Origin of the sequence: Rhodococcus sp. 06-235-1A (assembly GCF_002258785.1) — a bacterium.
Taxonomy (GTDB): Bacteria; Actinomycetota; Actinomycetes; order Mycobacteriales; family Mycobacteriaceae; genus Rhodococcoides.
The window spans coordinates 85,995-106,208 of sequence record NZ_NOYI01000021.1 but is presented as its reverse complement, the minus strand read 5'-3'; the positions used below and the strand labels follow the sequence as shown (position 1 = coordinate 106,208).

Below are 20,214 nucleotides of genomic sequence, written 5' to 3'. Positions count from 1 at the left end.
ACACGCCCCTTCACGCAGGTGAGACGCCTATCCCGCCAGACCGTGAGTGAATGCGAAGTGCACGGCCTGCGCCCGGTCACGTAGTTGCGCCTTGGCGAACAGATGATTGATATGAGTCTTGACCGTCGCCTCGCTGACGAACATCTGCCCAGCGATCTCCCGATTCGAAAGGCCCGCGGCGATCGCGCGCAGGACGTCCACCTCGCGTGGCGTCAGCCTGGCCGGGATCTGCTGCGCGCGAGGCACTTCGATTGCTCCCAGCAATCGCGCCTGCACCTCCGGGTTCAGCACCGCTTGCCCGGCTGCGGCCGCTCGCAATGCCGCCGCGATCTCGACCCGTCCGGCGTCCTTGGTGAGATATCCGCGTGCGCCTGCGCCAAGCGCATCGAGTATCGAGCGTTCGTCCGAGAAGGTCGTCAACACCACCACGGGCAAATCGGGAAAGCGCCCCTTCAAGATTCGCGTCGCTTCGATTCCGTCGGTCCCCGGCATCCGCAGATCCATCAGCACCACGTCGAGGTGATCGTCGCTCATCGCCGCGGTCACCTCGGTGACCGCGCTCGCTCCGTCGGCAGCGGTCGCAACCACGGTGATGTCCTCGATCAGGTCCAACATCGTGGCCAGCGCCTCGCGCACCGACGCCTGATCGTCGGCGATCACTATCCGAATGCTCATGCTCTCGATTCCATATCTGGTTCAGCGTGGTTGATGCAGAGGTACTTCGGCACGCACGACCCAGCCTGGCCCGTCGGGACCGACAGTGACCGACCCGCCCACCAGGGCCGCGCGTTCGCGCATACCGACAAGGCCCATTCCGGTGCTCTCGATCGGTTCGGGTGGCGACAGGGCGGGGCCGTTGGCCACGGAGAGTTCGACCGATCCGGCATCGAACCGAAGCACCACCTCGACAGCAGCCCCGGGCGCGTGGTTGCGGGCGTTGGTCATCGCCTCCTGCGCGCACCGGACCAGGAACTGCGACTGCGAGGTATCGAGATTCAGCGCCGTGCCCTCGACTTCGAAGCTCGCGTCCTCGCCCACGAGAGCGGCCAAGGTCGGCACGAGGGGCAGCGCATCCTGGCGCAAAGTCTGCACAGCACGGCGTGTTTCGGTGAGTCCCTCCCGAACGAGGCTCTGCGCCTTGCCCACTGCCGCTCTGGCCTCCTCGGCGCGGCCGGCGTCGAGCAACGCGTCGGCGACTTCGAGTTGCATGTTGACCCCGGACAGCGAGTGCGCGAGAACGTCGTGAATGTCGCGGGCGATGCGGGCTCGCTCGGCCAGGGCATGCTCGCGAAGTTCCGCCTCGGTGGCGCGACGCGCATTACGCAGTGCATCCAGCCGACTGCGCCGTGAATACCCGATCAGCACCGGCCAACCTGCGAACAACCCTGCAGCCCAGGGCCATCCGTCGACACCATTGTGCTCGGCGATCCACAGTGCGGTTGCGCACGCCACGCTGAGCGAGATCGCGAACGGGAACGACACCGACGGCTTGAAGCGCCACCCTGCATGTCCCGCAATCAGAAACGGGAACAGCGTTGCCGCTGTGGTGCCCCCGAGGGGCAGCATCGCTGCAGACGCGAACAGTGCGACACCCGCACCGACCAGAGACGAACGCGGACCGACGAACCGTCGCGGAAGCGCCGAGGCCAGCAGCACGGCGCTGTTGACGACGAGCAGCGCAAGCAGAAGCGGGTTGCTCAGGTCCGAAGTGGCGAAGGCCGCCGCGATCACGACGGCCGCGACATACGGCCGGCTCGACAGCCTGAGGCTGTCGAGCGTGGGCAACCGTACGTCGGGGTTGGGTGCCGATGTCACCGAATCTTCGACCCTCCGCCGCGAACCCGATTGTGCATGTCGGACAGCGTAGGCGAGATCGTGTGATGACCGGACTTGTCGGCGCGCCAGACGATGGTGGCGTCGGTGTGCATGGCGCGGTAGAGAACGGCAACCGATTCGGCGAGGAATCCGATGCCCACGGCCAGCATCGTGGCCTGACCGGCGACGGATGCGGCCGTCGGATCGATAGCGCTCTCCACCGGAATCAGCAGCACGCGGACGGCGATGGCGGCGATCCACAGCCCGATCGACGCGACCGAGTACCGCATCCAGGCCGTCCCGTCCCGTCCCGCTCGGAGATCCTGACGGTGTAGCCGCGGATCACGCCGAAGCCGACACCGACGATGCAGCCGAGGAGAAGGAACCCGATGGCCGTGGCCGACAGGGCCGTCGAGTTCAGTGATGCCAACCCGACGAGGGCCAGAATCGTCGGCAGCACCAGCATGCGCCGGGCTTCCATGAGCTGGCCGGTCATGCGCCGCACCAGCAGATATCCGACCAGAAGGACTACGAGAGCGATCGTTGCAATGTTCATGGCAGTAACGCTACGAATCTCGAGGGGATGGCGAATCGACCCACGGGTGGAGATCGGGTGGAAACGGAGGAGCGGAGCCTGCGGAGTGACTTTCGGGGCAGGAGCGGAGCCTGCGGAGTAACCGTAAGGCACAGAGCGGCATGACCCATGACTTTTGTCATGGCCGGACCGTGACGGTGTCACTTCAGGTGATGATGCGCTGCACTGTTTTCGGCGGTTCGGGCGCAGCAGACTCGTAGTCATGAAGCAACCAGACGAAGGAAACCTGTTCACTGATCTCATGGAGCTCGGACCGGCTCCGACGATGGCGCGTGAGATCGTCGTCATCGTCATCAGTCTCGCGATCATCGCCGTGTTGTTCGCGATCGTCGGCACGTCCCTTCCGGCGTTCGTCGCACTCGGCGTCATCGTCGCCTTCATGGGTGTCCGGTTCGTCATCGGACTGCGGCACTGGCAGAAGCGATCATGAGCATCATCGATGTCGACGGTATGACTCGCCGCTACGGTTCGGGCAAGAACGCGTACGAGGCCGTCAAAACTCTCGACCTGCACGTCGCCGAGGGCGAGTTGTTCGGATTGTTGGGCACCAACGGTGCAGGTAAGACGTCCACTCTCGAAGTGATTCAGGGCCTTTCGCGCCCCAGCGAGGGCACGGTGCGGATCCTGGGAATGGATCCGGTGTCCGATCGCCGCAAGGTCCGGCCGTCTCTGGGAATCATGTTGCAGAAGGGCGGCCTGCCTCAGGATCTGACCACCGCCGAGAGTCTGCAGATGTGGGCAGGCACCTGCAGCAATCCCTTGCCGGTGGCGGAGGTGCTCGGTCGCGTCGATCTGGCCGATCGCTCCGATACCCGGGTCAAATTCCTCTCCGGGGGCGAACAGCGCAGGTTGGACCTCGCGTGCGCGATCATCAGTCGTCCGCGCATCCTGTTCCTGGACGAACCGACCACCGGTCTCGATCCCGAAAGTCGGCGCAACACATGGCGTTTGATTCAGGAGCTGAAGAACTCCGGCGTGACGATCATGCTGACGACCCACTACCTGGACGAGGCCGAGTCTCTCTGCGACCGGTTGGCGATCATGCACCGCGGCAGAGTCGTTCGCAGCGGAACGGTGGACGAGGTGGTCGCCGACCACCCCGCGAAGATCGAACTGAAGGCCCCCGGTACGGCACTGCCGCCATTGCCCGGTACGTCGATCGACGTCTCGGGAGACACCGTCTCCATCCAGACGTCCTCGGTGCAGGAGACCTTGACCGACCTGCTGCTGTGGGCTCGAGACAACGGGGTGACCCTGCACGGCCTGGACGCCAGAGCGGCATCGCTCGAGACCGTATTCCTTTCCATCGCAGATGAATTCGACAATTCCGCCATAGCGAACACCGAGGTGATGAGCGCATGAGCACGATGACCGCCCTGTCGCGAGCAGAATTCACGCTGCTCGGACGCAACCGAGTACTGCTGTTCAACGCGACCGTCATACCTCTCGTGCTGCCGATCGCCCTGCTGATCATCGGCATCCGGAGCGACGACGGATTGACCGACACCGTCGTCGGAGGGGCGCTCGAGATCTTCGCCCTGTTCCTGCTGGTGTTCATGGTCTACTACAACATGCTCTCGGTCTACGCCACGCGTCGAGACGAGTTGGTGCTCAAGCGACTTCGCACCGGAGAGAGCTCGGACGTTCAGATACTGCTCGGCCCGGCGATACCATCGCTGATCCTCACCGTCGCACTCGGTCTGATCGTAGGAGCCGTGGTGGTGGCCTTCGGTGGACCGGTTCCCACCAACGTCCTGCTCGTCGCTGTCGCTCTTCTCGGCGGCGCTGCACTGTTCGCCGCACTGGCACTGATCACGTCTGCCTTCACCCGCAATGCGGAAGCAGCTCAGATCACCAGTCTTCCGGTCATCCTGATCGCCATGATCGGCTCGTCGCTGCTTCGCGGTGTACTCCCGGATTCTTTCAGCAGGGTCGTCGAACCGACCCCGATGGCCGCGGTCTCGGACCTACTGAATCTGGGCTGGTTCGGCACCACCACTCCAGGAGACGCGTCGATAGGGTTCGCCTCCACCTTCGCCGAAGCCGGAATGCCGCTGGTGGTGATGCTCGCCTGGATCGTCGGCAGCCTGCTGATCGCCCGCACGCACTTCCGCTGGGAACCCCGGTCCTAGATCGCACCTTTCGTCGACCGTCTGCAAGGCTGGAGATCATGAAGCTGCACGAATACCTCAATCCACTGCACGGCTGGAACGACAGCAGTGCAGTGGACAAGGTACGCGTCTACACCCGTCAGTCGTTTCTGCTGATCGTCGTCGGTGTTGCCGTCGCAGCGATGCTGACGTCGCTGCAGTTCGACGACTATCTGTCGATTGCAGCGATGGCTGTCTGTGCCGCAGCCACCTTCGTGGTCGTGCAGCGCACCCCCGCGCTCGGCGGCGAGTCGACGGCCGACCCACGAATCCCGTTGGCGATCATGGCCGTCGGCGCTGTGGTGCTGGTTGCCGGAGGAACCACGAGCAACGCACTGTGGGCCGCAGTGCTCATCACCACGGCGGTCTCGACCTTGATTCCGTTGCGGTGGTGCCTCGCGACGGCCGTGGCCGCCGCTGGGCTCGCGGCGGCTCTGGGAAGCCCGGCGGTGGAAACTCTGGTGCTCGGTCTCTTCATCGCATTCATGTCCTTCACCGTGCAACTGTCGGCGTGGCTGCTGCGCATCGTCACCGAACTCGACGCCACCCGCGACGCCGCCGCCGCGCTCTCGGTTGCCGAGGAGCGTCTGCGGTTCTCGCGAGATCTGCACGACGTCGTCGGCCGCGCGCTGTCCGCCATCGCAGTCAAGAGCGAACTCGCGGCGACACTGGCGCGTAGAGGTGACGATCGAGCTGCCACCCAGATGGACGAGGTTCGCGTTCTGGCCCAGGAATCCATGGCCGACGCGAGAAAACTGGTACGCGGCTATCGATCGGTCGATGTGGCCTCGGAACTCGACGGAGCTCGATCACTACTGTCCGCCGCGGGCATCTCCACCGAACTGGTCGGCGAAACCTCGGTCCTGTCCGAGCGCGCGGCCGAGGCCGCTGCCTGGGTGGTTCGTGAGGGAGTGACGAACATACTGCGTCACTCTGCAGCCACCTACTGTCGAATCGAACTGACCGATACCGGCATTCGACTGACCAACGACCGCCCCGGCGCGTCCACGGGCCGCAACGACGGCACGGGCCTGAGCGGACTGCGAGAACGGTTGGTCGCCGTCGGAGGCACCCTGGACACCGAGCGGACCACCGACGAATTCACCCTGACCGCCGCGCTACCGACCGAGAAGCTTAGGACTACACCATGATCCGGGTTCTACTGGCCGACGACGAGAACCTGATTCGGTCGGCGCTGGCGACCATGCTCGATCTCGAAGAGGACATCGAGATCGTCGGCCAAGCCGAATCCGGCGAGCAGGCGTTGACCGTGGCGGCCGAATTATCGCCCGATGTGGCGGTGTTGGACTTGCAGATGGGCGGTATCGACGGCATCGAGACGGCCCAGAAGATCGCCGAGACTCTGCCGACGTGCGCGTCGATCATCGTCACCAGCCACGGTCGACCGGGTTACCTGAAGAAGGCACTGGAGGCCGGAGTGCGCGGGTTCCTGCCGAAGACCACCTCGGCCGCCACCCTGGCCGAGGTGGTGCGCACCGTGCACGGCGGCGGGCGCTACGTCGACCCGACGCTCGCCGCGGAAGCCATCGGGGCCGGGGATTCGCCGCTGACACCGCGTGAGGCAGACGTGCTCGAGTTCGCCGCGGACGGCGCGTCGATCGCGGAGATCGCACAGCGCGCCCATCTGTCGCCGGGCACCACTCGCAACTACCTGTCTGCCGCCGCTGCGAAGCTCGGCGCGGCGAATCGGCACGAGGCCTGCGCGCTGGCCCGACGCCACGGGTGGATCTGAACGCTCACACCTTGGCGGTCGCGGCCACCGTGTCGAGGGTGGGCAGGCGATGACCGTCGGCGGGCGGCACCACGGTGATCCGCAAGTTGTTGTGCCGCAGCAGATACACGGCCGCGAACAGCCCCGTGGCCAGTGAGATGACGCCGCCGAACACGAGCGGTGCGCGTGGATCGAGGACGTCGGCGAGCCAACCGAGCACCGGACTGCCCAGCGGAGTTCCGCCCAGGAAGCACAACATGTAGATGCCCATCACGCGTCCGCGCATGTCGGACGGTACCGACATCTGCAGAATGTTCATCGCCGACGTCGTGAACGTCAGCGTCAGTGCGCCGGCGGGCACCAAAAGGACTGCCACCAGAACGTAATTGGGCATCAACCCCACGAGTAGCTCGAACACCCCGAACGCGATGACTGCACCGATGAAGAGCCGCAATCGCGGGGCCGTGGCGCGACGGGCCGCCAGGGTCGCTCCCGCCAACGTGCCGACCGCGAGGGTGGTCGAGAGCAATCCGTATGCGTCGGCACCGCTGCCGAACGTGTTGCGCGCCAACACCGACAGGCTCAGGGGGAAGTTGAGACCGAACGTCGAGACCATGAATACCGTCGCCAGCAGCACGCGCAGGTCTCCCCGCCCCCAGACGTACCGAAAGCCCTCCCGCACCTGCCCTTTGGCCCTCGGTGCCGGTTCGACACGGAAGAGCTGACCGACGTTCATCGCCACCAGGGCACCGAACACCGCCGCGAACGACACCGCGTTGATCAGGAACACCCAGCCGGTACCGACGAGAGTGATGAGCACTCCGGACACGGCAGGCCCGACGATCCGCGCCATATTGAACGTCATCGAGTTCAACGCGATCGCGTTGGAGAGAGTCTCCTTGCCGACCATCTCGATGGTGAAGGATTGACGCACCGGCGCATCGATGGCGGACGAGCAGCCGAGGATGAAGGCGATGACGTAGACGTGCCACAGCTCGACCATGTTGCCGACGTCGAGCACGCCGAGAACCAGACCGCAGACTGCGGCGAACACCTGGGTGATCATGAGGAGCTTGCGCTTGTCGTACCGGTCTGCCAGTACTCCACCCCAGACCGAGAGAAACAGCGTCGGCCCGAATTGCAGGGCCATGACGATGCCGACGGCGAGGCCGTTGCCGCCGGACAGCGTCAGCACGAGCCAGTCCTGGGCAACCCGCTGCATCCACGTTCCGACCAGCGAGACGATCTGCCCCGACGCCCACAATCGATAGTTGCGAGTCTTCAGAGCAGCGAACATCGACGAACCGGACGTAGAGGAAGCAGGGGCCACCATTCAGATAATAAACCTAGGTAACTACTCGGAGTCGCTCACCAGGGCACCGATGATGTTCACCGCGTCACGCAGAATGTCGAGCTGCTCGGCCGTGAGCCCCGCGAGCTGCGCGGTCATCCACGCCTCACGCGCACTCGCCTCGTCGGCGATCAGCTCCTGACCGGCAGGTGAGAGCGACACGATCACCTGGCGGCCATCGGTGGGGTGCGGCGTGCGCACCACGAGGCCGAGTTCGGCCAACGACGCGATCACCCGCGTCATCGACGGCGGCTGCACCCTCTCCCGCGCAGCCAACGCACCGGGCGTCATATCACCCTCCCGACTCAGGGTGGCCAGAGCCGACAGTTGCGTCAGTGATACTTGCGAGTCCACTCGCCTACCCCGAAGGTGACGAGTCAACCTCACCACCGCAAGCGACAGATCGCTTGCCAATTCCCGATTGTCTTTCACTATGTTTCCCGACGTCACAGCGCAGAGAATACGCCTTGGTACCGACCGCGCGTCATGTAACCGCCTCTGTGATGGGTCCGACCGCGAAATATGCAACAAACAGCAGTGCAACTATCCACAACAGCGGATGTACCGTCTTTGCCCGCCCGGATCCGACCGCGAGCACGACCCAGGTGATGAAACCGACGCCGATCCCGTTCGCGATGGAGTACGTGAACGGCATCACCACGATGGTCAAGAAGGCGGGCAGCGCGTAGTCGAAGCGCTTGAAGTCGATGTCGAGTACCTGCCCGATCATCAGCGCACCCACCACGACCAGCGCCGGAGCAGCCGCTTCGATCGGGACGACGGCCGTGAGCGGCGTGAAGAACATGGCCAGCAGGAACAGCAGTCCGGTGACCACGTTGGCCAGTCCGGTGCGGGCACCCTCGGCGATTCCGGACGCCGATTCCACGAACACCGTGTTCGACGACGCCGACGCACCGCCACCGACGATCGCTCCGGCACCCTCGACCACCAGAGCCTTACCGATGTTCGGAAGCTTCCCGTCCTTGTCCAGATTCGCTTCCTTGCCCAAGCCGGTCATCGTGCCCATCGCGTCGAAGAAATTCGCGAGCACGAGCGTGAACACCAGCAGACTCGCAGCCAACACACCGATGCGAGTGAACGCTCCCAGGAGATCGACATTGCCGACCAGCGACAGATCGGGAGACTGCACCAGCTGGCTCGGCAACTGCGGCACCGACAGATTCCAGCCCTTGGGGTCGACGCCGTTGGAGGGCCCCACGTCGGTCACGGCCTCGACGATCGCCGCGAAGATCGTCGTGACGACGATGCCGATCAACAGTCCGCCGCGGACCTTGCGCACCACCAACACACCCATCAGCAGCAGCCCGAACACGAAGATCACCGTCGGCCACGACGCGATCGACCCGTCGATACCGAGCCCGACGGGAACCGTCGTACCTGCGGCGTCGGGGACACGGCGCACGAAACCGGAATCGACCAGCCCGATGAACGCGATGAACGCGCCGATACCGGCGGCGATCGCTGCTTTCAGCTCCGCCGGGATCGCGTTGAAGACCGCCGTGCGGAACCCGGTGACGGCCAGCAGCACGATGATGATGCCATCGATGACCACCAGCCCCATCGCCTCGGGCCACGTCACCTGCGGCGCGATGGTCACGGCGAGCAACGTGTTGATGCCGAGGCCCGCCGCGATACCGAAGGGGTAGTTCGCGATGATGCCGAATGCGATGCTCATGAACCCGGCCACCAGCGCTGTCACGGCGGCAACCTGGGCCACCGGCAGGATGTTGCCGAGCACGTCGGTCTTGGCCGCTGCGTCGTCGGCGGAGAAGCTGCCGAGAATCAGGGGATTCAGCACGACGATGTAGGCCATGGCCACGAAGGTGACCACGCCACCTCGAACCTCGGATCCGACCGTCGAGCCGCGTTCGGTGATCTTGAAGTAGTTGTCGAGTAGCCGCGACGACAATTGCATGAGCGAACGATAAAGCACACCGCGAGACTTGGAGAAATATGGTGGCGTAGCGTGATTTCGTGGCCGACCTCCCCCAGATTCCACGCAGCCTCACCGATCCGGTGCCGGTGTTGGCGATAGGCATACTCGGCTGGATCGTCGCGCTGGTGGTGTTCACGGCCACCGGAGACCGCACCGACGACGCACTGGCGACGTGTTGGTCCGGTATCGCCGTGGGTGCCGTAGGGTTCGGAATCTTCCTGTTGCAGAGAGCGGCGTCACGTCGCGGGAGCAAAACAGCCCAACGCGGCCTCGATTGAGATCAGGATCACGTTAGCTCGATCACCGCAACGCCCTGACGTGGGCAAACTAACCCCTCAGCCGGTTGAGTAACACAAAGTTAACGTGGACCATGGGTTATGTCAGTTCAGATAACCTCCAGATCCACGAAAGCCAGGCCATGAAGCTCGTCTCTCAGTACCGCAACCGTCGCAACCACGTCCGCTCGCTCCGCGCTCTCTACGCACGCGCCAACGCTGTCTCCAGCCCGGCCATGCGCGACGAGCTGCTCGTCATCGCCCAGCGCTCGGATTTCTCGCGCTGATCAGCGCGACGGCATAGATCCACCCCAGCCCCCACAGGGCACCGAACAACCAGCCGGCCAGCACGTCCGTGGTCCAATGCGCACCCAGGTAGATCCGAGAGAATCCGATCAGCAGGGACGCGACCACAGGTAGAACGAGCAGAGCCGGCCGATGCAGCCACGGAGCCGGCGATCGCATCATCACCGCGATCGCCACCGTGGCAAGCAGCATCGACATCATCGCGTGGCCCGACGGAAACGAATGGCTCGCAATATCCACCAGCCGCTCAGGAATCGGTGGACGCTCCCGTGCAAACGCGAATTTGAGCGCATTCATCAGACCCCAGCCGGTGAGCATCGAACCCGCGACGACAACGGCATCCGATCTGCGTCCGACGCGAAGCACCGCAACGACGACCACCGCGGACAACAGAAACATCGACACCGTGTTGCCCAGTGTGGTGATGATCCAGAACACCGTTGTCAGCCAGTCGATCCGGTGCTCGACCATCCAGTCGAGCACTGTGGCATCAAAGCCCACGAGGTCGCTCCCAACTCTCCGTGCAGTGGACGATTCCGTCGGTGGTCACCCACCACGGGACTGTTCGCTCGCCGCTCATGTCACCGGACAGCCGCACCACCAGCTCGCGATGGACCACCACTCCGCCCTGCGGAAGTGGCAATCCCATTACCGCACAAGCCAATACGGCTCCGGGTTCACGATCCCAGGAGCTGACACGTCCGATTCCGAGCACTTCTCCGCCGATCGCCTCCGACGCCTGCCCGATGTCGAGAACATCCGCCAGAGCCGCTGCGGTAGCCATGTCCGACAGAACTGCAACCTCCGGCGATACGACGCTCGCCAGCCACGGAGCGTCGATCACCAGCGCTTCCGACGCGCCCACGACCGCACCGCCGAGGGTGCGTACGCGATCCGGTGGGTCGATGTCGCCGACGTCGATGCGCCCGCAGGCGACCGCCGTGGCGATCAGGGTGTGGGTACGTGCAATCACTGCGGGACTCGGATGTCTCCGCGGATCGGACAGAGCCTGCAGCAGCACGCGAGCCGTCTCGACGCTCTCGCACTCCGACGCAGCGAGCAACGCAGCCAGCTCGTCGGCGCGTGGGTGATCCAGCGGATCGAGCAACCCGGCGAACGTCTCGTCGGACGGCGCGCGGAACGCACTGAGGGGCACCCTGTGTATTCGCGCATGACGCCTGAGCCACCATGCGGTGTAGCCGCTGCGATCGGTCAGTGCCGCACGAGTACTCGGATCGTCGAGCAGCACGGTGAGGGCATCGGGCCAGGCATCCGATCGAACGAGGTCCAGATCTCGCACAGCGAGCAGAGTCTCCGGTTCCGCCGACAGGCTCGACCACCACTGCGCCTCGTCGTCGAGGTCGTGATCCGGCCCGGTCGGCAGCTCGTCGCGTACCACCGAGAAGCCCCACCCGACGCCCACCGCACGCAGCGCCCGCTCACCGAACCTCGTCACCATCGCAGGCGCGAGTAGGCCGAACGGTGAATCCTGCACCAGCAGATCCGCCAACGGCGCTCCAGGAAGCAACAATTCGTCGGCACTGCGCAGCTCGCTGTGCTCGTCTTCGAGTGGGAGCCCGCCGATCCAGCCCGGTAGTTCACCCGCCTCCGTGGCCAGCGCGAGAACGGCACTCACCAGGGTCTCGACGTCGTCACGGTCGTCCCAGTCGAGATCGTCGAGCGCCGCCTCCAGGGCCGGGTCCGTCAGCAATTCGGACGCGGTTGCCTCACGGGCACCGAGCCGCGTCAGCAATGGACTCACCGCGTCCGGATGCACCAGACGCACCCATGTCACCGCCGCCGATGCATCGGAGCCGATCACCGTCGTCCGTGGACCGGTGACCGTGCGGCCGTCCGCGAGCGGAACAGGCAGGGCAGCAAGCTCTTCCGCAGCGACACCGTCGACGACGAGGGGCATCAACGCGTCGAACAGTCGACGCCACCAACTCGGCTCGCGATCGAGCCCACCGAGCATCTCCGCCAACCTCGCCAATCCGATCCGGTGCACGCCCACCGCAGAGAGCGCCGACGCATGACGAGCACCGGACAGCGCCGGATCGACCAGATCGGGCACCACATCGATCAGCACCGAGACCAGTTCCTCGGAGGCGTCCGCGACGACGTTCGCTCGTTCGGGCACGAGATCGCGTCCAACAGCACCGGGAAGCCATGGTGCACTGGACAATCGACGGAAGATGAGCTCTCGCAATTGCCCATCGACCTCGCTGCGCGCGAATCCGACCTCGGGCACGAACGCTGCCCGCGACCCTGCAGGTAACGAGGCAACGAAGTCCGCATAGCCGTGCGCCACTGCGTCGAACGAGGCCCCCGGCAGCACGCGTCGCCGATCGGGCTGCATCGGAACATCGGCAATCACCCACGCGGGCAACGACAACAGCTCGTCCGATCGAGTGGGAGCCCGCAGCACATCGGGCGACGCGGGAACAGGCACACCGTCGACGACCGGGGCGAGCCATCGCGCAGCAGGAGTGGTGAGCTGCCGCCACGTTCGCGATCCGATTGCGATCTCGGCGCTGGAATCGTCGAGTTCCGTTCTGATGCACTCGATCACGGTGCCATCGATATCGATCGAGTTCAGCGCGTCGAGTTCGAGTAGCAGGTCGGCGGCCTCGTCGACGAGAGCTGACACGAAGGACTTCGCGTCGACATCGGGTCGTGGCGTCAACACGATCTCGGTATCGAAGCCCTCAGCGGGCGGTACGCTCACCGGCCACGCCAACCTCAGCACCGGCACACCCGTGTCCGGCACCACCAGGCCCCGTTCGCGTAGTGCCTCGCGCGTGCGCTGCGCGCTGAACTCGACGCCACCGTCGACCGACCGCACCTCGATCTCGTCGGATACCGATCGCACCGCGGTGAACCCGACTCCGAACTGCCCGACGCCTCCGTCTACAGCAGTCTTGGCCGACGCCCTCAGCGCCGTCAGTGCATGTACACCCGAAACATCAAGCGCAGCACCGGTATTGGCGATGTGAATGGAGCCGACATCATCGGTCCACACCGCCAACCGACCCGAAACACCTGCCCGCGACGCCGCGTCTGCAGCGTTCTGCGCAAGCTCGGTCAACAGCCGGTCGCGGTAGCCCCCGCGAACCAGATCGGACTCGGACGCCGAATCCTCGCGAAGCCGCGTGGGCGACGAGCCCCACGCTGCGAGAATCGACTCCCGCAGCGACCCGGTATCGAACGGATCGATCAGCTCGGAGATACCGAATCTTCTTCCTGCGCAGCAAGATCGGTAGCGGTCGACGCATCGTCGGCGGCAGGTTCGGCCTCGGCGTCAGGTTCGGCCTCGCCGGCCGCAACGACCTCCGCAGTCGTCGACGCGGCCGGGGCAGCCTCGGCCTCTCCCGTTGCCTCGACGCTGTCGGTTGTCTCGGTAGCGGCAGCTGCCTCGCCGCTGTCGGCTGTCTCTGCAGCAACAGCCGGCTCGATCGGGTCCACCGGCGTTTGGGTGACGTCGAGCGCCGCGTCGTCGTACGGCTCGAACTGCGGCGATCCTGCTCCGGTGGGGAGTTCGGTGTCGGAATGCGCTCCGCATCCGTACTCTGCGTGCACCACATGCCCATCGGCAGCGAACTCGTTGCCGCACACTCCGAATGCCGCGGACAGCGATCCGGCGATCGGGAGGTAGAAGCCACAGAGCCCGCAGGTCGACGGCGCGGCCTTCGCCATCTCGGTATCGGGGCCGAAATCGCCGTCGTGCCAACGTTGGGCGGCGTCGAGACGTCCTTCGAGGCTGGTGACCTGCGTTCGACCCAGACCGATCTCACCTGCAACCTCGTCGATCGCAGGATCACCGGAGCTGACGTAGCCCGGGACGAGCCGCGGGTCGTCCTGACGCGGAGACAGCAAATCGCCCGGTCCCAGATCGCCGGGACGGATGCGTTCGTCCCACGGCACCCAGGACGGTGCCACCAGAGCGTCGGGGCCGGGCAGCAGCACGAGCTCACTGACAGTGGCGTGGTCCGCGTCATCCGGGGCCGCGACCACGACGGCCCACTGCCAACCTCGGTAGCCCTCGAGATCACTGGCGAACCGGTGGGTGGCTGCACTGGCGTCCTCGACGGTGACACCGAGGTACTCGCCGACACCTCCCTCTCCCAGGTCGAGCAGAGCCTGCCGCGCGAGGTCCACGGCATCGGCCAAGACGGGGCGGATGGAATCGAGCTCTGGAGAAGATACGAAACTCACACATCCAGTTTGCCGCATCGACTCGATGACGCCCAGTTCGGGCTGCCATCATGGATCCAATGACCGCCAGCGTTCGCACCATCGCCGCTGTCCTCGCCTCGGTACTGGCAGTGACCGCCTGCTCATCGACGTCAGGACCGACCGCCTCGACTCCGGTGGCCTCCGACTCGGTTCCGACCCTGACGACCGAGGTCGTACGCGAGTACGACCGCAGCGACGACGCCTTCACCCAAGGATTCGAGATCGACGGTGACGTGCTCTACGAAGGCACCGGGCTGGAAGGCTCGTCGTTCGTCCGGCGCGCATCGCTCGCGAACATGACAGAACTGGAGCGGGTCGATCTGCCGTCCGACCTGTTCGGCGAAGGGATCACCGTCGACGGGGACACCCTGTGGCAGATCACCTGGCAGGACGGCGTCGCCATCGCCCGCGACCGGGACACCCTGGCCGAACAGCGCCGAGTGGACTACGACGGCGAAGGCTGGGGACTCTGCGCACAGGGCCGAGGAACACCGGACGACCGCCTCGTCATGAGCGACGGCTCGTCCACCCTCACCTTCCGCGACCCCACCACGTTCGATGCCGAGAGCACCGTCGACGTCACACTCGACGGCAGTCCGGTGGAGCGACTCAACGAACTCGAGTGTGCGGACGACGGATCGGTCTACGCCAACGTGTGGCAGACATTCGACATCATGCGCATCGACCCCGACACCGGGGCAGTGACGGCAGTCATCGACGGCACACCACTGTGGAATTCGATGTCGGCCTCCGACCGCAGCGGAGCCGACGTCTTCAACGGCATCGCACAGATCCCTGGCACCGACCGATTCCTCGTGACCGGCAAATACTGGCCCAAGATCTTCGAGGTGCGATTCACCGATACCGCGCCCGTAGGACAGAATTGACACCGTGACCGATCCCCGTCTCCCCCACACCCCACCGGGTGCGGACGACCCCGAACAGAACGGCGTGTCCGGTCACTCCGCAGGCTCCGCTCCTGACCCCGATGGTCACTCCGCAGGCTCCGCTCCTGACCCCGATGGTCACTCCGCAGGCTCCGCTCCTGACCCCGATGGTCACTCCGCAGGCTCCGCTCCTGACCCCCTCGAGCACCCGGGGTTGGCGAACTACCCGCCCGCCGGCACCGCCGCATCCGCCCGTGTCCCGAGCCGTCGCGAACCGTTGCCCCCTCTGCATCCGCCGCGCACCGAGCAGCTCACTGCGGGCCGCACCAGAGCGGGAGCGCGCAAACCGCCGCCGATGCCGAAGAAGCTGACCGTCACCCGCGTCGCCGCGATGCGCGGCCGCGAGCTCACCGGCAAGGGCATCGCATCGTTTCAGCGAGCCGCGAAGGCCGACGGTGCCGACAAGTCCGGTCTGACGGCGCTGACCTACGCGACGATGGCGAACTTCGCATCGGATGCGGCTCTGGCGATCGCTCTGGCCAACACGCTCTTCTTCTCCGCGGCCACCGGCGAGGACAAGACCAAGGTTGCGCTCTATCTCGTCATCACCATTGCGCCGTTCGCCCTGATCGCCCCGCTCATCGGACCACTGCTCGACCGTCTCCAGCACGGTCGACGCATCGCGCTGGCCACCTCGTTCGGGTTGCGCACCGTGCTGGCGGTGGTGCTGGTGTTCAACTTCGACAGTTGGGTGTTGTACCCCGCCGCCCTCGGCATGCTGGTCCTGAGCAAGTCGTTCGCGGTGCTCAAGAGCGCGGTGACACCGCGAGTGCTGCCGCCGGAGATAGACCTGGTCCGCGTCAATTCACGCCTCACCGTGTTCGGCCTGCTCGGCGGCACCATCGCGGCGGGTGCGATAGCGGGCGGTATCGCGTTCGTCGCCGACTCCCCCGGCGCTCTGTGGTTCGTCGCCGCGATCACCGTGCTCGGCGCTTATCTCAGCATGAGGATTCCGTCCTGGGTGGAGATCACCGAGGGTGAAGTGCCTGCGACGCTGAGCTACCACGCCGATCAGCACGGCGGACGCGATTTCGCCGGAAGCGGTGCCCCGACCGAGAACCTCCGCCGCACGGCCCCGCCCACATCGAGCAGCACCAAGAATCGCAGACAACCTCTGGGGCGGGCCGTCATCGTGGGGCTGTGGGGCAACGGCACCATCCGCATCCTCACCGGCTTCCTCACGCTCTACATCGCCTTCGTCGCCAAATCCCGCACCGAACACGAACCGCTTCAGCAGGCCGCGATGCTCGGACTCGTCGGAGCCGCAGCCGGTCTCGGCAACTTCTCCGGCAACGCGCTCGGTGCCAGAATCAAACTCGGCCGACCGTCCTTGGTGGTCCTGCGGTGCACCATCGCCGTGACAGTGGTGGCCGTCGTCGCCGCGATCACCGACAGCCTGCTCACCGCAGCCCTGGCCGCCCTCGTGGCGTCGAGCGCAAGCGCGCTCGCCAAGGTCTCCCTCGACGCGTCCCTGCAGGCCGATCTACCGCCGGAATCGATCGCCTCCGGATTCGGCCGCTCGGAAACCGTCATGCAGCTGTGTTGGGTCCTCGGCGGCACGCTCGGCGTCCTCTTGCCCACCGAATACTGGCTCGGTTTCACGGTGGTGTCGGTGTTGCTTACGATCGGCCTCGTGCAGACATTCCTCACCTACCGTGGCAGATCGCTTCTGCCCGGCTTCGGCGGCAACCGCCCCGACCACGTCGAACAAGAAATGTCCGACGGCTCCTTCGGCGAAAACGTGATCAAGTGAATCTCGCTCCCCGCACCACGAAGATCGCCGCGCTGATCGCCGCCGGTCTCCTCGTCATCGCCGTCGCGTTCGTCGCGGTGCTCGCCCTGCTGGTCGGGAACGCGCCGGACAAGGAACCGACCGTCACCGCCTACACCAACGGCCGAGCCGTCGTGGTGGAGCCGTACCTGTACTGCGCCGTCAGTGACCCGCTGTGCACCAACGTCGGTGAGACCACCGAAGTTCAGGTCGGCATGGCGCGGACGGTGCAGCTCTCGCTACCGGAGGCCGTGTACTCGGCACCGTGGGTACTGGCCTCGGTCTACGGCGACGACAGTGGCGACGTGGTGGAGAACACGGAATTCAACGAGCCAGGCTCGAAGCTCAGCGTCACCGTGCCCACCACGGACGACAGCAACCGAACCCTGCTGGGAATCGAAGTGCGTCTGCCCACCGGCATCATCGACACCGACACCAATCAGGAGGGCTTCGTCAGCCACGCCATCTGGTCGATCGGCACCCGCCCGTAGCGCTCGCGGAGATCAGCTGTCGAGCTCACGAGCGACGGCGCGGACGACCTCGGAGATGCGCTGAGCGATCTTGCGATCGGGGTACTTGCCCTTGCGGAGTTCGGGCTGCACCGTCGCCTCGAGCAGCGTGATCATGTCCTCGACCATCCCGTGCAGCTCGTCGGGTGTGTGCTTGCGCTCGACGGGCTCGCGGCGGGTACTGCCGGTGTTCTGCCGCACCGACAGTGCCGGCTCGAGCACCTTCAAACTCAGTGCCTGTGGTCCCCGACGGCCCGCAGCCATGCCGAACTCGACACGCTGACCGGCTTTGAGGCCCTCGACGCCCTCGGGCAGCGCCGAGGAACGCACGTAGACGTCCTCGCCTTCCTCCTGCGAGAGGAATCCGAATCCCTTGTCGACGTCGTACCACTTCACCTTGCCGGTCGGCACTGAGCTCACCCGTTCATCTGTTGCTGTCGGTCGTTTCGTTCGCACGCCCGATGTTCGGACCCGCGGTCTGCACAAGTTTCGCGCCCCACAAGACCGTGGGACGCGAATACGCCAGTCTAGCGCGGTGCGCCCGGATAGGGCATTCGAGTTCTTCGCCGTACCGCCCGATTCGCACTACCGTGGTGCAGGTGGATACATCGACCCGTAAGAGCAGCACCGTATTGCTGCGCATCGCGCTGGCACTGTTCGCGATCGGCCTCGTCGCCATCGTCGCGATCCTGCTGTTTCCGATCTTCTCCGACGCCAAGCCCCCGCTGAGCCTGTATCTGACGGCGATGTTCTCGGCACCGGCCGGGTTCGTGCTGGCTTTGGTGTACGCACTGGCGTCCGGACGGCGGGCCCGGTAGATCATGCGATTGATCCTGAACATCATCTGGTTGGTCTTCGGTGGGCTGTGGCTGGCCATCGGCTACTTCTTCGCCGGGATACTGCTGTGCATCCTGATCGTGACCATCCCGTTCGGCATCGCGTCGTTCCGCATCGGCGTGTACGCACTGTGGCCGTTCGGGTCGACGATCGTGGACAAGCCAGGTGCCGGGTCCGGCGCGCTGGTCGGCAACGTGCTCTGGTTGATCCTCGCCGGCTGGTGGTTGGCGCTGACTCATGTGGTCACGGCAATCGCCATGGCGATCACCATCATCGGCATCCCGTTGGCGATCGCGAACCTGAAATTGATTCCCGTATCACTGATGCCCCTCGGCAAGGACATCGTTGCGGTTCGGTGACCTTTCGGACGGGCCGTGGGCCCATGTGACTTCCATCACATAACGCGGAGATAACGGCCAGGCAACGGACTGGGGTTCGTAGCTCGACACGTCCACTAGCTGGGCAGACTCGAGAGACCGGAATGACGCGCAAAACGCACTCCGTGCGACGCCGAAAAATCGACAGTTACCAAATAGTGACGTAAGCCGGGAATTTCAGTACGGTCAGCAGCGGCCGGAAAGTTCGGCCGAACTCCGGCCCGCAGCGCCAAACCTCGTCCCGCGGGAACCGGAACACCCTCGACGATCACCCAGGGGACGAGGACGGGGGACCCACGTCCTCCAGGGACAACCGGGAAGTTGTCGCAACTCACGAAGTTGCACCGACTTCCCTTGGGGTGAAGCCCAATTGCTCACCGAAGACCGTGAGCGAGAAGGCCGGGCTACCTCTCAGCCCGAACCCGACAGCTGACCTCGCAGGCGCGTGTGGAGAGGATTTCAACTCGTATGAGCGGACGTCATCGCAAGCCGAGCACCACTGGCAAGACCGTCGCCAAGGTCGCCGTCACCGGAGCCATCATGAGCACCGCGGGCCTCGCCTTCTCCGGCACGGCAAACGCGGCACCGGATTCCGACTGGGACCGCCTCGCACAGTGTGAAGCCGGCGGCAACTGGGGCATCAACACCGGCAACGGCTTCCAGGGCGGGTTGCAGTTCTCCCCCAGCACCTGGAACTCGCACGGCGGTCAGCAGTACGCGGCCACGGCCAACCAGGCCAGCCGCGAAGAGCAGATCGCAGTCGCGGAGAAGGTCCTCGACTCGCAGGGCTGGGGCGCATGGCCGTCCTGCTCCTCGAGCCTCGGCCTGAGCAGCGCGCCCACCGAGCGCAGCGTTCCGGCCACCCCGAAGGCACCGGAAGTTCCCGCACTTCCCGACCTGTCGTCCATCCCGTCAGTCGACAGCTCTGCCGAGGTCGTCAACGGCATCGTCACCGCTGTGCAGAACATCACCAACGACCCGGCGATTGCCTCGTTCGTGCAGAACGCAGCGCAGGGCATCCAGCTCGATCCGCAGGTCGTGAACTTCTACCAGGCCAACAAGGCATTCCTGCCTCAGTAAGCGCCCGCGACGGTTCGCATCTCGTACGAAAAAAGCCCCCGACGACGTCGGGGGCTTTTTCGTTGCTGCGTGGGCTTCGTCAGCGGTTGACCACGGTCACCGGATGCGCATAGGGCAGGTCTTCGACGGGCAGCGGGAACTCGGTGTCCTCGCCGAAGGGCGACAAGCCACCCGATCGAGCGGACGAGAGTTCGGTCACCGCGTGGTCACCGCGAGCGGTTTCCGGCCAGCCTGGATCGACATAGGGCTTCTTCGACTTGTTCACCATGCGCCTAT

At 65.2% G+C, this 20,214-nt stretch carries 25 protein-coding genes and 1 riboswitch; of the genes, 13 read left to right on the top strand and 12 right to left on the bottom strand.

The genetic code is table 11. The annotated features are described in order from the left end of the window. Window positions 1-27: 27 nt before the first annotated feature. From CH275_RS19550 to CH275_RS30105, 4 genes are read right to left on the bottom strand one after another with little or no spacing between them, the layout of a single operon-like run. Window positions 28-675 carry a response regulator transcription factor gene (locus tag CH275_RS19550; protein WP_094679943.1) on the bottom strand — a complete coding sequence of 216 codons (648 nt, stop codon included), beginning with the start codon at window positions 673-675 and terminating at the stop codon, window positions 28-30. A 21-nt stretch (window positions 676-696) separates the two neighbouring features. Then, window positions 697-1,815 carry a sensor histidine kinase gene (locus CH275_RS19545; RefSeq protein ID WP_094679942.1) on the bottom strand — a complete coding sequence of 373 codons (1,119 nt, stop codon included), beginning with the start codon at window positions 1,813-1,815 and terminating at the stop codon, window positions 697-699. Further along, window positions 1,812-2,051: a hypothetical protein gene (locus CH275_RS30110; protein WP_256991123.1), complete on the bottom strand. Its 240-nt coding sequence runs from the start codon at window positions 2,049-2,051 to the stop codon at window positions 1,812-1,814. Before CH275_RS30110 ends, CH275_RS19545 begins: the two co-directional genes overlap by 4 nt. Then, window positions 2,042-2,371 carry a hypothetical protein gene (locus tag CH275_RS30105; RefSeq protein ID WP_256991122.1) on the bottom strand — a complete coding sequence of 110 codons (330 nt, stop codon included), beginning with the start codon at window positions 2,369-2,371 and terminating at the stop codon, window positions 2,042-2,044. The genes CH275_RS30110 and CH275_RS30105 overlap by 10 nt, the downstream gene beginning before the upstream one ends. A gap of 241 nt (window positions 2,372-2,612) precedes the next feature. On the opposite strand from CH275_RS30105, the gene CH275_RS19535 reads away from it, so the two are divergent. Genes CH275_RS19535 through CH275_RS19515 form a run of 5 tightly spaced genes read left to right on the top strand, consistent with a single transcriptional unit; the run spans window position 2,613 to window position 6,313 of the window. After that, complete coding sequence (locus tag CH275_RS19535) at window positions 2,613-2,840, top strand: hypothetical protein (RefSeq protein ID WP_179276234.1); 228 nt, start codon at window positions 2,613-2,615, stop codon at window positions 2,838-2,840. Next, a complete protein-coding gene (locus tag CH275_RS19530) occupies window positions 2,837-3,772 on the top strand; it encodes an ABC transporter ATP-binding protein (protein WP_094679941.1) in 936 nt (311 codons plus the stop codon). Before CH275_RS19535 ends, CH275_RS19530 begins: the two co-directional genes overlap by 4 nt. Next, window positions 3,769-4,542, top strand: coding sequence for an ABC transporter permease (locus CH275_RS19525; RefSeq protein ID WP_094679940.1), 774 nt, complete (start codon window positions 3,769-3,771; stop codon window positions 4,540-4,542). Before CH275_RS19530 ends, CH275_RS19525 begins: the two co-directional genes overlap by 4 nt. A 38-nt stretch (window positions 4,543-4,580) precedes the next feature. Next, on the top strand, window positions 4,581-5,711 hold the full coding sequence (locus CH275_RS19520) for a sensor histidine kinase (protein ID WP_094679939.1): 1,131 nt from the start codon (window positions 4,581-4,583) through the stop codon (window positions 5,709-5,711). Continuing rightward, window positions 5,708-6,313, top strand: coding sequence for a response regulator transcription factor (locus CH275_RS19515; RefSeq protein ID WP_094679938.1), 606 nt, complete (start codon window positions 5,708-5,710; stop codon window positions 6,311-6,313). The genes CH275_RS19520 and CH275_RS19515 overlap by 4 nt, the downstream gene beginning before the upstream one ends. A gap of 4 nt (window positions 6,314-6,317) precedes the next feature. On the opposite strand, the gene CH275_RS19510 is transcribed toward CH275_RS19515, so the two are convergent. From CH275_RS19510 to CH275_RS19500, 3 genes are read right to left on the bottom strand one after another with little or no spacing between them, the layout of a single operon-like run. Next, window positions 6,318-7,589, bottom strand: coding sequence for an MFS transporter (locus tag CH275_RS19510; RefSeq protein WP_094679937.1), 1,272 nt, complete (start codon window positions 7,587-7,589; stop codon window positions 6,318-6,320). Between the two features lie 57 nt (window positions 7,590-7,646). Continuing rightward, window positions 7,647-8,075, bottom strand: a complete 429-nt coding sequence (locus tag CH275_RS19505; RefSeq protein WP_094680280.1) for a MarR family winged helix-turn-helix transcriptional regulator — start codon at window positions 8,073-8,075, stop codon at window positions 7,647-7,649. Window positions 8,076-8,127: 52 nt separating this feature from the next. Then, window positions 8,128-9,579 carry an NCS2 family permease gene (locus CH275_RS19500; protein ID WP_094679936.1) on the bottom strand — a complete coding sequence of 484 codons (1,452 nt, stop codon included), beginning with the start codon at window positions 9,577-9,579 and terminating at the stop codon, window positions 8,128-8,130. 59 nt (window positions 9,580-9,638) lie between these two features. On the opposite strand from CH275_RS19500, the gene CH275_RS19495 reads away from it, so the two are divergent. Next, window positions 9,639-9,878, top strand: a complete 240-nt coding sequence (locus CH275_RS19495) for a DUF2530 domain-containing protein (protein WP_094679935.1) — start codon at window positions 9,639-9,641, stop codon at window positions 9,876-9,878. Window positions 9,879-10,018: 140 nt separating this feature from the next. Beyond that, a complete protein-coding gene (locus CH275_RS29600; protein WP_155289340.1) occupies window positions 10,019-10,162 on the top strand; it encodes a hypothetical protein in 144 nt (47 codons plus the stop codon). On the opposite strand, the gene CH275_RS19490 is transcribed toward CH275_RS29600, so the two are convergent. From CH275_RS19490 to CH275_RS19480, 3 genes are read right to left on the bottom strand one after another with little or no spacing between them, the layout of a single operon-like run. Continuing rightward, window positions 10,131-10,682 (bottom strand): phosphatase PAP2 family protein, encoded by a 552-nt coding sequence (locus CH275_RS19490; RefSeq protein ID WP_179276233.1) that lies wholly within the window; start codon window positions 10,680-10,682, stop codon window positions 10,131-10,133. The two genes, CH275_RS29600 and CH275_RS19490, sit on opposite strands and share 32 nt — an antisense overlap. Continuing rightward, the gene (locus CH275_RS19485; protein ID WP_094679934.1) at window positions 10,672-13,401 is read right to left on the bottom strand and encodes a sacsin N-terminal ATP-binding-like domain-containing protein; all 2,730 of its coding nucleotides are present in this window, start codon (window positions 13,399-13,401) and stop codon (window positions 10,672-10,674) included. The genes CH275_RS19490 and CH275_RS19485 overlap by 11 nt, the downstream gene beginning before the upstream one ends. Continuing rightward, on the bottom strand, window positions 13,398-14,396 hold the full coding sequence (locus CH275_RS19480) for a DUF3027 domain-containing protein (protein WP_094679933.1): 999 nt from the start codon (window positions 14,394-14,396) through the stop codon (window positions 13,398-13,400). The genes CH275_RS19485 and CH275_RS19480 overlap by 4 nt, the downstream gene beginning before the upstream one ends. A 59-nt stretch (window positions 14,397-14,455) precedes the next feature. Between CH275_RS19480 and CH275_RS19475 the strand changes: the two genes are divergently transcribed. From CH275_RS19475 to CH275_RS19465, 3 genes are read left to right on the top strand one after another with little or no spacing between them, the layout of a single operon-like run. After that, entirely contained in the window at window positions 14,456-15,304 is an 849-nt protein-coding gene (locus CH275_RS19475; RefSeq protein ID WP_373453726.1) for a glutaminyl-peptide cyclotransferase, read from the top strand. Between the two features lie 4 nt (window positions 15,305-15,308). Continuing rightward, window positions 15,309-17,117 carry an MFS transporter gene (locus CH275_RS19470; protein WP_256991121.1) on the top strand — a complete coding sequence of 603 codons (1,809 nt, stop codon included), beginning with the start codon at window positions 15,309-15,311 and terminating at the stop codon, window positions 17,115-17,117. Next, a complete protein-coding gene (locus CH275_RS19465) occupies window positions 17,114-17,626 on the top strand; it encodes a DUF2771 family protein (protein WP_094679931.1) in 513 nt (170 codons plus the stop codon). The genes CH275_RS19470 and CH275_RS19465 overlap by 4 nt, the downstream gene beginning before the upstream one ends. Before the next feature lie 12 nt (window positions 17,627-17,638). Here the strand turns inward: CH275_RS19465 and CH275_RS19460 are convergent, their stop codons facing one another. Further along, window positions 17,639-18,055 (bottom strand): cold-shock protein, encoded by a 417-nt coding sequence (locus CH275_RS19460; protein ID WP_179276274.1) that lies wholly within the window; start codon window positions 18,053-18,055, stop codon window positions 17,639-17,641. Between the two features lie 188 nt (window positions 18,056-18,243). Between CH275_RS19460 and CH275_RS19455 the strand changes: the two genes are divergently transcribed. The 3 genes from CH275_RS19455 (at window position 18,244) to CH275_RS19445 (ending at window position 19,938) form a co-directional block, all read left to right on the top strand. Further along, window positions 18,244-18,462 (top strand): hypothetical protein, encoded by a 219-nt coding sequence (locus tag CH275_RS19455; RefSeq protein ID WP_373453725.1) that lies wholly within the window; start codon window positions 18,244-18,246, stop codon window positions 18,460-18,462. Window positions 18,463-18,465: 3 nt separating this feature from the next. Then, entirely contained in the window at window positions 18,466-18,840 is a 375-nt protein-coding gene (locus CH275_RS19450) for a YccF domain-containing protein (RefSeq protein ID WP_094679928.1), read from the top strand. 277 nt (window positions 18,841-19,117) lie between these two features. Continuing rightward, a riboswitch (cyclic di-AMP (ydaO/yuaA leader) is annotated at window positions 19,118-19,318 on the top strand. 8 nt (window positions 19,319-19,326) lie between these two features. After that, a complete protein-coding gene (locus CH275_RS19445) occupies window positions 19,327-19,938 on the top strand; it encodes a transglycosylase family protein (RefSeq protein WP_094679927.1) in 612 nt (203 codons plus the stop codon). A 79-nt stretch (window positions 19,939-20,017) separates the two neighbouring features. Here the strand turns inward: CH275_RS19445 and CH275_RS19440 are convergent, their stop codons facing one another. Next, window positions 20,018-20,206 carry a hypothetical protein gene (locus CH275_RS19440; protein ID WP_008719333.1) on the bottom strand — a complete coding sequence of 63 codons (189 nt, stop codon included), beginning with the start codon at window positions 20,204-20,206 and terminating at the stop codon, window positions 20,018-20,020. Window positions 20,207-20,214: the final 8 nt, after the last annotated feature.